The sequence below is a fragment of the Streptococcus mitis genome, from assembly GCF_946190155.1.
Taxonomy (GTDB): domain Bacteria; phylum Bacillota; class Bacilli; order Lactobacillales; family Streptococcaceae; genus Streptococcus; species Streptococcus mitis_CL.
On the sequence record NZ_CAMHZL010000001.1, the window covers coordinates 157,634 to 170,013 of the forward strand.

The window sequence follows — 12,380 nt, forward strand, 5'->3', positions numbered from 1 at the left end:
AACGCTTACAGAAATAGGAGGGTGTATGGATAAGAATAATGCTTTAAAAACCTTTATGACAGGTGAAAATTTTCACCTCCAGCACTATCTGGGAGCTCATAGGGAAGAAAAAAATGGTGTGTATGGCTACACTTTTCGTGTATGGGCACCCAATGCTCAGGCTGTTCACTTAGTAGGGGATTTCACCAATTGGGTTGAAAATCAAATTCCGATGGAACGGAATGAATTTGGAGTTTGGGAAGTCTTTACCAGTCTTGCTCAAGAAGGCCAAATTTATAAGTACCATATCACACGTGCAAATGGTCATCAGCTGATGAAGATTGACCCTTTGGCTGTACGGTATGAGGCACGACCTGGGACTGGTGCTATTTTAACAGATATTCCAGAAAAGAAATGGAAGGATGGTCTTTGGCTAGCCCGTAGAAAACGCTTGAGCTTTGAAGAGCGTCCTGTCAATATTTACGAGGCTCATGCTGGCTCTTGGAAGAGAAATCCTGATGGTAGCCCCTATAGTTTTGCTCAATTGAAAGATGAACTCATTCCTTACTTGGTTGAGATGAACTATACTCACATTGAGTTTATGCCTTTGATGTCTCACCCACTCGGTTTGAGTTGGGGTTATCAGCTTATGGGTTACTTTGCTCTAGAGCATGCCTATGGTCGTCCTGAAGAGTTTCAAGAGTTTGTAGAGGAATGTCACTTAAACAATATCGGAGTCATTGTAGACTGGGTACCTGGTCACTTTACTATCAATGATGATGCCTTGGCCTATTATGATGGAACACCGACTTTTGAATACCAAGATCATAATAAGGCTCATAACTACGGTTGGGGAGCACTCAATTTTGACCTTGGAAAGAATGAAGTTCAGTCATTCTTGATTTCAAGTATCAAACATTGGATTGAATTTTACCATTTGGACGGTATTCGAGTGGATGCAGTTAGCAACATGCTCTATCTTGATTACGATGATGCACCATGGACACCTAACAAGGATGGTGGCAATCTCAACTATGAGGGTTATTATTTCTTAAAACGTTTGAATGATGTGATTAAACTAGTTCATCCAGACGTTATGATGATAGCTGAGGAAAGTTCATCAGCTACTCAGATTACTGACACTAAGGATTCAGATGGTCTTGGCTTCGACTACAAATGGAATATGGGGTGGATGAATGACATTCTCCGTTTCTATGAAGAAGATCCGATTTATCGTAAATACGACTTTAACTTGGTGACTTTCAGCTTTATGTATGTCTTCAAAGAGAATTATCTCTTACCATTCTCACACGATGAAGTGGTTCATGGCAAGAAGAGTATGATGCACAAGATGTGGGGAGATCGCTACAATCAATTCGCAGGCTTGCGCAATCTCTACACTTACCAAATTTGTCACCCAGGTAAAAAATTGCTCTTCATGGGTAGTGAATATGGGCAATTCCTAGAATGGAAATCTGAAGAACAGTTGGAATGGTCTAACCTAGAAGATCCAATGAATGCTAAGATGAAGTATTTCACTTCTCAGCTAAACCAGTTTTACAAAGATCACCGCTGTCTGTGGGAAATTGATACCAGCTATGATGGTATTGAAATCATCGATGCGGATAATCGAGACCAGAGTGTTCTTTCCTTCATCCGTAAGGGTAAGAAAGATGATATGTTAGTCTGTATCTTTAATATGGCACCTGTTGAACGAAAAGATTTTACAATCGGACTTCCTGTTGCAGGGATTTACGAAGAAGTCTGGAATACTGAGTTAGAAGAGTGGGGAGGCGTTTGGAAAGAACACAATCAAACTGTGCAAACACAAGAAGGACTTTGGAAAGATTATGAGCAGACCTTGACCTTTACCCTACCGGCTATGGGAGCAAGTATATGGAAAATCAAACGTCGCTTGAAACCTACTAAAACCGTCACAAGTAAAAACCAAAAAGGAGTAGAAAATGAAGAATGAAATGTTAGCTTTGATTCTTGCCGGTGGGCAAGGAACTCGTCTCGGTAAACTCACTCAAAGCATCGCAAAACCAGCTGTGCAATTTGGTGGGCGCTACCGTATCATTGACTTTGCTCTTTCAAACTGTGCCAACTCAGGCATCAACAATGTTGGAGTCATTACACAGTACCAACCACTTGCTCTCAACAACCATATTGGGAATGGTTCAAGCTGGGGACTAGATGGTATCAATTCTGGTGTCTCTATTCTTCAACCTTATTCTGCAAGTGAAGGAAATCGTTGGTTTGAGGGGACTAGCCACGCTATTTACCAAAACATTGATTATATCGACAGTGTCAACCCTGAGTATGTCTTGATTCTGTCTGGGGACCATATCTACAAAATGGATTATGATGATATGCTCCAGTCTCACAAAGATAATAATGCTAGTTTGACAGTCGCAGTTCTTGATGTTCCTCTGAAAGAAGCTAGCCGTTTTGGTATTATGAACACAGATGCCAATAACCGCATTGTTGAATTTGAAGAAAAACCAGCTCAGCCTAAATCTACCAAAGCTTCTATGGGAATTTACATTTTTGATTGGCAACGTCTACGCAATATGCTCGTTGCTGCTGAAAAGAGCAATGTCGATATGTCAGACTTTGGTAAAAATGTCATTCCAAATTACCTTGAGTCAGGTGAAAGTGTTTATGCCTATGAATTTAATGGTTACTGGAAAGATGTTGGTACGATTGAGTCGCTTTGGGAAGCGAACATGGAGTACATTTCACCAGAAAATGCCTTGGATAGCCGTAACCGTCAATGGAAGATTTACTCAAGAAACTTAATTTCACCACCAAACTTCCTTGGGACAAATGCTCATGTGGAAGATTCCTTGGTCGTCGATGGCTGTTTTGTAGATGGAACTGTTAAACATTCTATCCTTTCAACAGGTGCGCAAGTTCGCGAAGGGGCAGAAGTTCTTGATTCAGTTATCATGAGTGGAGCTATTATTGGACACGGGGCTAAAATCAAACGTGCCATTATTGGTGAAGGTGCAGTTATTTCTGATGGTGTCGAAATTGATGGAACAGAAGAAGTACAGGTTGTAGGATATGATGAAGTAGTGGGGGTAGCAACAGATGAAGATTGATAAATATTCTGCCATTTTAGGAAACACAGTTGGTTTTCATGATATGTCAACACTGACAGACCACCGTCCAGTAGCTAGTTTGCCATTTGGTGGTAAATATCGCTTGATCGACTTCCCGCTTTCAAGTCTTGCTAATGCTGGTGTCCGTAGTATTTTTGGTATTTTCCAACAAGACAATATCAGTTCAGTCTTTGACCATATCCGTTCAGGGCGTGAGTGGGGCTTGTCAACTCTTCTTAGCCACTACTATCTAGGTATTTACAATACCCGTGTGGAAAGTAGTACAGTTGGAAAAGAATACTACCAACAGCTTCTTACTTATTTGAAACGTTCCGGCTCAAACCAAACAGTGTCACTTAACTGTGATGTTTTGATTAATATTGATCTGAACCAAGTATTCCACCTACACACTACAACAAAAGGTCCAATCACTGTAGTTTATAAAAAACTACCTAAAAAAGATATTTCAGAAGTAAATGCAATCTTAGAAGTGGATGAAACAGACCATGTCCGTTCTCATAAACTCTTTGATAGTAAATCATCAGATGAAGTTTACAATATGTCCACAGATATTTTTGTCGTCGATACACCTTGGTTGATTGAACGCTTAGAAGAAGAAGCTAAGAAAGAACATCCAGAGAAATTGCGTTATGTTTTACGGGATTTGGCGGCAAAAGAAGGGGCTTTTGCCTACGAGTACACAGGTTATCTGGCAAATATTCATTCTGTAGAGTCTTATTACCAAGCTAATAAAGATATGCTTGAATCTCAAAAATTCTACTCTCTATTTACTCCAAACCAAAAGATTTACACAAAGGTAAAAAACGAAGAGCCAACTTATTATGCTAATACATCTAAGGTAAGCACTTCTCAGTTTGCCTCTGGTAGTATCATTGAAGGTCAAGTGGCTAATTCTGTTTTATCACGTAATATTCATGTCCATAAGGATAGCTTGGTTAAAGATAGCATCTTATTCCCTCGTGTTGTTATTGGAGAAGGTGCTCAGGTAGAATATGCTATCTTGGACAAGGGTGTTGAAGTTGCGGATGGAGTTGTGATCCGTGGAACTGCAGAACATCCAGTCGTCGTTAAGAAAGGTGCTAAAGTAACAGAGGATATTCATTCATGAAAATTTTATTTGTAGCTGCTGAGGGTGCACCCTTTTCAAAAACAGGTGGTTTGGGAGACGTCATTGGCGCTCTTCCTAAATCACTGGTAAAAGCGGGACATGAAGTTGCAGTAATTTTACCCTACTATGACATGGTAGAGGCTAAATTTGGAAATCAGATTGAAGATGTTCTTCATTTTGAGGTGAGTGTTGGTTGGCGCAGACAGTACTGTGGAATTAAGAAAATAGTACTAAATGGTGTGACCTTCTACTTTATTGACAACCAATATTATTTCTTCCGTGGTCATGTTTACGGTGATTTTGATGACGGGGAACGCTTTGCTTTCTTCCAACTGGCTGCCATTGAGGCTATGGAAAGAATTGACTTTATTCCTGACCTTCTCCATGTTCATGACTACCATACAGCTATGATTCCTTTCTTGTTAAAGGAAAAATACCGTTGGATTCAAGCCTATCAAGGAATAAAAACTGTTTTAACCATTCATAACTTGGAATTCCAAGGACAATTTTCAGAAGGAATGTTGGGTGATTTGTTTGGAGTTGGCTTTGAACGTTACGCTGATGGTACCCTTCGCTGGAACAACTGTCTGAACTGGATGAAGGCAGGTATTCTTTATGCAGACCGTGTGTCAACCGTTTCACCTAGCTATGCTCATGAAATTATGACCAGTCAGTTCGGATGTAACTTGGATCAGATTCTTCGAATGGAGTCTGGTAAGGTCTCTGGTATCGTAAATGGGATTGATGCTGACCTGTATAATCCTCAGACGGATGCTCTTTTAGACTATCATTTCAATCATGAAGATTTGTCTGGAAAAGCACAAAATAAGGCGAAATTACAAGAGAGAGTTGGTTTGCCTGTTAGATCTGACGTTCCTCTGGTGGGAATTGTTTCTCGTTTGACACGTCAAAAAGGTTTTGATGTGGTGGTGGAAAGTCTGCACCATATCTTGCAAAATGATGTTCAGATTGTTCTTTTGGGAACTGGAGACCCAGCTTTTGAGGGTGCTTTCTTATGGTTTGCTCAAATCTATCCAGACAAGCTATCAGCAAATATCACTTTTGATGTCAAACTAGCTCAAGAAATCTACGCTGCTTGTGATCTCTTCCTCATGCCAAGTCGTTTTGAACCATGTGGCTTGTCTCAGATGATGGCTATGCGTTACGGAACCTTGCCATTGGTCCATGAAGTTGGTGGCTTGCGAGATACCGTTAAAGCCTTTAATCCAATCGAAGGAAGCGGTACTGGCTTTAGCTTTGATAATCTATCTCCTTACTGGTTGAATTGGACTTTCCAAACAGCTTTGGACTTGTATAGAAATCATCCTGATGTTTGGAGAAATCTACAAAAACAAGCTATGGAGTGTGATTTCTCATGGGATACAGCCTGCAAGTCATACCTTGACTTGTACCACAGTTTAGTTAATTAATAGATAAAATCGTATGATGACTTCATACGATTTTTGGGCTGTTTAGAGAGGAGAACTAATGTCTCAAGTAAAAGGTTTGTGTGTCATGGATGTTGATGGAACCTTAATCCTAGAAGAAGTGATTGATCTTTTGGGTGGAGAGGCAGGTCGTGAGGAGGAAATTTCTCAGATTACAAGTCGAGCAATGCGAGGAGAGTTAGACTTTGAAAGCAGTTTACGAGACAGAGTGTCCTTCTTGGAAGGTCTTCCTATTTCGGTCTTTGATAAAGTCTTCAAGTCTATTCATCTATCGCCAAATGCACAGAAATTTATTTCCATTCTCCAAAAGAATGGAATCCTAGTAGGTCTGGTGTCCGGTGGTTTTACTCCAATAGTTGAGAGATTAGCAAAATCTCTTGGAGTTGCCTATTTCTCTGCCAACCAACTTGAAGTCAAAGATGGTCTTTTAACTGGAAAATTGATTGGACAAATTATCAATCCCGAGATAAAAAAAGAGACTCTGGAAAAATGGAGAGAGAAACTGAAACTTCCTAAAGAAAGAACGATTGCAATCGGTGATGGGGCCAATGATCTATTAATGTTGATGTCAGCAGGACTAGGAATCGCCTTTTGTGCCAAAGAAGTGCTCAAAAAAGAAATACCGAATCATGTTGATAAGAGGGATTTTTTAGAAGTTCTTCCTTTGATTGACTGGTTAGAATGAGGTAAAATATGAAGATTGTAATTGCACCAGATTCGTTTAAGGAAAGCTTGTCCGCTCAACAGGTAGCTGAAGCAATAAAAAGAGGCTTCCAACAATCGATAGCAGATGTAGAATGTCTCCTCTGTCCTGTTGGTGATGGTGGCGAAGGTACAGTAGATGCTATTCGGCATTCTATTGACCTTGAAGAAAAATGGATCCAAGTGACAGGACCTTTTGGACAAAAAGAAGAAATACGCTATTTTCAAAAAGGGGAACTGGCTCTATTTGAAGTTGCTGACTTAGTCGGCCTTGGAAAGATTCCGCTAGAGAAACGAAATCCACTTCAAATCCAAACTTGTGGTATTGGAGAGTTGATTCGTCATCTCATTGTTAAAGGGATTAAAGATATCTATATCGGAGTTGGTGGTACGGCCAGTAATGACGGAGGAATTGGGATCGCTGCTGGTTTAGGTTATCGATTTTATGATAGGGATGGGAATGTCTTGCCTGCATGTGGTAAATCCTTACTAAAATTAGCTTCTATTTCAATAGAAAATTGCTATGAAATTCCTGAAGATGTTCAAATTCGTATTTTAGCAGATGTCGTGAGTCCCTTATGTGGTCCTCAAGGTGCGACCTACATTTTTGGAAAACAAAAAGGCCTAGATCCTACTATGTTTGCAGTCGTAGATCAGGCAATCCAAGATTTTTATGAAAAAGCCTCACCTGTAACATTGGAAATTAAAGGAGCAGGAGCTGGTGGAGGCATTGCTGGTGGTTTGTGTGCTTTTGCTCAGGCAAATATCGTGTCGGGAATTGATACCTGTTTAGATTTGATTGATTTTGATAAGAAAGTTGCATATGCTGACTTGGTAGTTGTAGGAGAAGGAAGGCTAGATCGTCAAAGTTTAGCAGGTAAAGCACCTATAGGTGTTGCAAAAAGAACCCCTGTCGGAGTTCCTGTCATTGCTATTTGTGGTAGTCTTGCTGAGGATTTACCTTCTCTACCATTTGAAAATATCCAAGCAGCCTTTTCTATTTTGGAGAAAAGTGAACCTTTAGAAGATAGTTTGAAAAATGCCAGTCTCTATCTGGAGCGCACGGCTGCCAATATAGGGCATTTATTAAATATGCGTAAGATTTAGCCAAACCATTTCTTCCAGATGGATGTTTTGGCTGGCTCTTCCTTTTTAACTTCCCAAAGTTTTGCAAAAGCAAGTCGAAGGTTCTTTTCTTCTACTTGAACTGGTTCATTGGCATGGATAATCAGGCCAAAAGGAGAAGAAGTATGCTCTTCAGATACAATGGTAGCTTGACTATCAGTTTCTTTAGCTTCTTTTAAGTAGAAAACTTGCTTGTCAAATTCGATAGTTGGAGAAATCTTTACAAATAGTGGCTCTGCTTTTTCCTGAAGGTTTTCTAAAATAGATATAAAGCCTTTTTCTAACTGAGGGCTATTTGCTGTATCAATATCTGCATATCCAAGAACTCTTTCCTCAAAAGTGCCAAGATAGCGTCTTTGCTCATCTGGATTTAATTTTGGCCCACCATGAGCTTTTTCAAGTAATTGTTTTGATAAATCTGTCATGAAAACAGTATATCATAAAAGTTAGAATAAAACAGATAAAAGAAAGCGATTACTTTATAAAGTTAAGGAAAATTTGCACAAAGATAACGTTTTTTCTTGAAAAAGGAGGGGTTTTAAGGTATTATAGAGGTGTAAAAAATTTAACTCATAAGGAGAGTAAAAAATGTCAATTATTACTGATGTTTACGCTCGCGAAGTCCTAGACTCACGCGGTAACCCAACACTTGAAGTAGAAGTTTACACTGAATCAGGTGCTTTCGGACGTGGTATGGTTCCATCAGGAGCTTCTACTGGTGAACACGAAGCAGTTGAACTTCGCGACGGTGACAAATCTCGTTACGGTGGTCTTGGTACACAAAAAGCTGTTGACAACGTAAACAACATCATTGCTGAAGCTATCATCGGCTACGATGTACGTGATCAACAAGCTATCGACCGTGCTATGATCGCTCTTGACGGTACTCCTAACAAAGGTAAATTGGGTGCAAACGCAATCCTTGGTGTGTCTATCGCTGTAGCTCGTGCTGCTGCTGACTACCTTGAAATCCCACTTTACAGCTACCTTGGTGGATTCAACACTAAAGTTCTTCCAACTCCAATGATGAACATCATCAACGGTGGTTCTCACTCTGACGCTCCAATCGCTTTCCAAGAGTTCATGATCTTGCCAGTTGGTGCGCCAACATTTAAAGAAGCTCTTCGTTACGGTGCTGAAATCTTCCACGCTCTTAAGAAAATCCTTAAATCACGTGGTTTGGAAACTGCCGTAGGTGACGAAGGTGGATTCGCTCCTCGTTTCGAAGGAACTGAAGACGGTGTTGAAACTATCCTTGCTGCGATCGAAGCTGCTGGATATGTTCCAGGTAAAGACGTATTTATCGGATTTGACTGTGCTTCATCAGAATTCTACGATAAAGAACGTAAAGTTTACGACTACACTAAATTTGAAGGTGAAGGCGCTGCTGTTCGTACATCTGCAGAACAAATCGACTACCTTGAAGAATTGGTTAACAAATACCCAATCATCACTATCGAAGATGGTATGGATGAAAACGACTGGGATGGTTGGAAAGCTCTTACTGAACGTCTTGGTAAGAAAGTACAACTTGTTGGTGACGACTTCTTCGTAACAAACACTGACTACCTTGCACGTGGTATCCAAGAAGGTGCTGCTAACTCAATCCTTATCAAAGTTAACCAAATCGGTACTCTTACTGAAACTTTTGAAGCTATCGAAATGGCTAAAGAAGCTGGTTACACTGCAGTTGTATCACACCGTTCAGGTGAAACTGAAGATTCAACAATCGCTGACATCGCAGTTGCAACTAACGCAGGACAAATCAAGACTGGTTCACTTTCACGTACAGACCGTATCGCTAAATACAACCAATTGCTTCGCATCGAAGACCAACTTGGTGAAGTAGCAGAATACCGTGGATTGAAATCATTCTACAACTTGAAAAAATAATAGTTGATTTAACAACGTTTTAAGCCCCTCGGATTTTATCCGAAGGGCTTTTTTTCTGTTCAGGGGGCAAAAAAGGGGCAAAACTTTCTTATAAAATTTTTTTCATAAAACCCTATCTAAGACATTGATTGCTTCATCTTTCATATTCTTTGTGACGTGGGTATAGATAGAAGTTGTGACATCAGAATCAGAATGTCCAACCCTATCCATGATTGTTTTTAGCGGAATTTTATTTTCAGCTAAAATGCTAATAGTTGTATGTCTGAAGATGTGAGGGGACAGATGTTTGGGAATTGGCTTTTTAAGGCGCTCATTTGCTCTCTGAAGCGACTTGCTTAGAATTGAACTATGAATCGGCTTACCAGTGTTTGTGACAAATATACGAGCGCTTTTGTGCCAATTTAGGTCAGTTTTTTCACTGATCTGGTTAAGTTCAATCATTTTATCTAGTATCTCAATCTCTCTTTTTGTTAAGTGTGTAGTTCGAAAGCTTGCAAATGTTTTAGGCCCATCATCGTCTGGAATATATCGGTTGAATGTTGTATGGATGTCTAATGTCTTGCTATCTAATGTCTTGCTATCTTTGTGATATTTATCTAGCGTAAGGCCAGCTAGCTCTCCAAGCCGGCAACCATTCAGGATCATGAATTCACAGGCTAAAGCATATCTTAGAGTGATATCTTTTCTATACAGTTCTTTCAAAATTTCTTTATATTCTTTCGGTTCCAGGTATTTGTCTTTCGCATTTTTAATCTGCTCCAAGCTTTGTTTTTTTCGAGGTAACTTTGCTTTTCTTGCTGGATTATTTTCAATGAATCCTTGGTCGATAGCATAATCAAAGAAAACATTCAAAATAGATTTAACTCGGTATTTTTGGGTGTAAGTCCAGTCTTCAGTATCAAGCAATCTTTGAATTAGTCTCACATCCATATTTTCTAATTTAGTACCACCTTCGATTTTATCCGAGATTCTGTTATAGGTTGAAAGCATGGTCTTATACGTACTTAGTTTTATTTGTTTCTGATGGAATTCCCACCATTCCGAAAAAACTGTATGGAAGAAAGCAGAAGCAGTGGTCAGTTTCTGCAGTACAGTTTCAATCTTCTCATCTAGCTGCTTCTGTGCTTCTTTTTTCGCTCTTATTGATCCAGAGTCAAGGGTTATAGACACTCTTTTCCATTTCTCAGTATAAGGGTCTTTGTATCGTTCAAAGAATTTGTATTTTCCGTTTGGAAGTTCTTCTATCCACATTGATTTTACCTCACTTTTTTGTTAAAATGAGTATAAGAAAACGACCTTTTGAATGGTTGTTTCTTATACGTAAGTTCCTCACACTCAAGATTGCCGTCGGAGAGTGTGAGGATTTTTTGTTGTCTTTTTTTATTCCAAACCGTTACCAACTTTGGTAATCAATAAGAAAGTTCCATCATCTTGTTTTGCGAATGACAAGATAACAGCTTTATATTTAGTACCAATCGAAGTGTAAGAGATTGTTTTATTTTCGTGATCATTCACTGTACTTGTGTTAGTATCGCTCGGCTCACCGTGTTCTTTAACGATATCATCGTATTTAGAACCGCCTGCACCTCTATTAGCAATATCACCAGTAACAAGCGCATCAAACTGCTCTTTTGTCCAGTTAAATTTAGCATCTTCTTCTTTTTGTGAAGATTCGATTGAAGAACTTGCTGAGCTAACTGCTTGTTCCACATCTTTACCAATTTTATCAAGCGATTTAGCATACATAGCTTGAGTTGCAAGCACTATAGCAATCGAAACAACAGATAAAACAGTTCCGATAATAGCTAGTGTTTTTGGTCTTTTTCTGTTTACTGCAAAACCAATTAAACCGAAGATAAGAGCCAAAATAGCCAAAAGGAATGAAAAATTATTGATGATAGGCATCCACGAGCCAAGCAGTGCAAGACCTCCGAAGATAATGGCTAGAATACCTAAAACTTTACGTTCTTGTTTCATAAGAAACCTCTCTATCAGCTTTTAGTGTGGATCAGTTGTTGCACATTTTTTATTTCCGTTTTTTACATGCCAACTATTTCCAAAATGGAAACAGTTGCTAGATAAAAAGAAAAGTAGCCGTATCAAATACGGCTACCATCACGTTATGGATCTAAAATCCCAATGTAAACTTTATGGAGCTAAACTCCTAATAGCTGTATTGTAATATAATTATTAAAAAATGTCAAGAGATTAAAAAAGGTATAATTCTTTTAACTTTTCGTTAATTTTGTCCAATGTGTTATCAGATACTTTCATTTTTCCGATTGGATCTAATCTATTTTTCTTTAAAATTCTATCTTTGCTGATTGTTTGAAGGTTATTACACTTGGCATAAGAACGCTTAATGTATTTTTTGTAGTATTGAGTTAATTCAATAATGTCAGTTATTTCTGATTGTGTTCGTTTAAGGTTGTTATCGTCTACTATCTTAGGTTGAATTATTTCGTTTGAAAATTGTTCTGTGTAAGCTTGGTAGACATCCGATAAGGCAGCTTCAGTAATTGCATTATTGGAATCTAAATATTTTAGGTAGGCAAATAATTCTTTGTGTAATTTTTCAATATATTCATCAAGTAAAATAGAAGGATATTCCGCAATAATTTCGTCTATGAGTACAGTATCTATTTGATTTTTAGATGTTAGAGGAATTACTGTGAGTGTTTTTTTATAAGGACTATCTACTTTGTCTAAAACAATCGCCCAATGATTATTTGATAATTCTCCGCCTATATTTACACCGAACTCTACGAATACTAGAGAACCACGACTGAATTTCCAATATTTTCTTTTTTGAGTCTTAGCTTCAAATAAGAATTGTTCAGATTGTCTTTTAACTGCTGGTGCAAGAAATCTGTATTTAGAAGATGTATGCTTTGCTTTACCAAGTTTATAGAGTTTTTCAACTTCTATGTAGTTTTGTTTGGTTTGTTCAAAATATGGATTTTCTTTGTTCATTTTATTTCTCTCTATACACACTGA

Annotated in this window: 11 protein-coding genes; 7 read left to right on the top strand and 4 right to left on the bottom strand. The window is 38.7% G+C overall.

The genetic code is table 11. The features are described from left to right. Positions 1–25: 25 nt before the first annotated feature. Genes glgB through N8O80_RS00760 form a run of 6 tightly spaced genes read left to right on the top strand, consistent with a single transcriptional unit; the run spans position 26 to position 7,472 of the window. Positions 26–1,954 (top strand): 1,4-alpha-glucan branching protein GlgB, encoded by a 1,929-nt coding sequence (glgB, locus tag N8O80_RS00735; RefSeq protein WP_261026285.1) that lies wholly within the window; start codon positions 26–28, stop codon positions 1,952–1,954. Then, positions 1,944–3,086 carry a glucose-1-phosphate adenylyltransferase gene (locus tag N8O80_RS00740; RefSeq protein WP_049552640.1) on the top strand — a complete coding sequence of 381 codons (1,143 nt, stop codon included), beginning with the start codon at positions 1,944–1,946 and terminating at the stop codon, positions 3,084–3,086. The genes glgB and N8O80_RS00740 overlap by 11 nt, the downstream gene beginning before the upstream one ends. After that, a complete protein-coding gene (glgD, locus tag N8O80_RS00745; RefSeq protein WP_125415690.1) occupies positions 3,076–4,215 on the top strand; it encodes a glucose-1-phosphate adenylyltransferase subunit GlgD in 1,140 nt (379 codons plus the stop codon). The genes N8O80_RS00740 and glgD overlap by 11 nt, the downstream gene beginning before the upstream one ends. Next, positions 4,212–5,645 (top strand): glycogen synthase GlgA, encoded by a 1,434-nt coding sequence (gene glgA / locus N8O80_RS00750; RefSeq protein ID WP_261026291.1) that lies wholly within the window; start codon positions 4,212–4,214, stop codon positions 5,643–5,645. The genes glgD and glgA overlap by 4 nt, the downstream gene beginning before the upstream one ends. Before the next feature lie 58 nt (positions 5,646–5,703). After that, positions 5,704–6,348: a phosphoserine phosphatase SerB gene (gene serB / locus N8O80_RS00755; protein ID WP_261026294.1), complete on the top strand. Its 645-nt coding sequence runs from the start codon at positions 5,704–5,706 to the stop codon at positions 6,346–6,348. 8 nt (positions 6,349–6,356) lie between these two features. Then, complete coding sequence (locus tag N8O80_RS00760) at positions 6,357–7,472, top strand: glycerate kinase (protein ID WP_261026295.1); 1,116 nt, start codon at positions 6,357–6,359, stop codon at positions 7,470–7,472. Here N8O80_RS00760 and N8O80_RS00765 read toward each other — a convergent pair. Next, on the bottom strand, positions 7,469–7,915 hold the full coding sequence (locus tag N8O80_RS00765) for a DUF1694 domain-containing protein (protein ID WP_261026297.1): 447 nt from the start codon (positions 7,913–7,915) through the stop codon (positions 7,469–7,471). The two genes, N8O80_RS00760 and N8O80_RS00765, sit on opposite strands and share 4 nt — an antisense overlap. Positions 7,916–8,078: 163 nt before the next feature. On the opposite strand from N8O80_RS00765, the gene eno reads away from it, so the two are divergent. After that, the gene (gene eno, locus N8O80_RS00770; protein WP_000022813.1) at positions 8,079–9,383 is read left to right on the top strand and encodes a surface-displayed alpha-enolase; all 1,305 of its coding nucleotides are present in this window, start codon (positions 8,079–8,081) and stop codon (positions 9,381–9,383) included. Between the two features lie 102 nt (positions 9,384–9,485). Here eno and N8O80_RS00775 read toward each other — a convergent pair whose 3' ends face one another. The 3 genes from N8O80_RS00775 to N8O80_RS00785 form a co-directional block, all read right to left on the bottom strand. Next, positions 9,486–10,634, bottom strand: a complete 1,149-nt coding sequence (locus tag N8O80_RS00775; protein WP_261026299.1) for a tyrosine-type recombinase/integrase — start codon at positions 10,632–10,634, stop codon at positions 9,486–9,488. Positions 10,635–10,763: 129 nt separating this feature from the next. Beyond that, positions 10,764–11,360 carry a CD20-like domain-containing protein gene (locus N8O80_RS00780; RefSeq protein ID WP_120770219.1) on the bottom strand — a complete coding sequence of 199 codons (597 nt, stop codon included), beginning with the start codon at positions 11,358–11,360 and terminating at the stop codon, positions 10,764–10,766. Between the two features lie 231 nt (positions 11,361–11,591). Then, positions 11,592–12,356 carry a type II toxin-antitoxin system PemK/MazF family toxin gene (locus tag N8O80_RS00785; protein WP_120770220.1) on the bottom strand — a complete coding sequence of 255 codons (765 nt, stop codon included), beginning with the start codon at positions 12,354–12,356 and terminating at the stop codon, positions 11,592–11,594. Between the last annotated feature and the right edge of the window lie 24 nt (positions 12,357–12,380).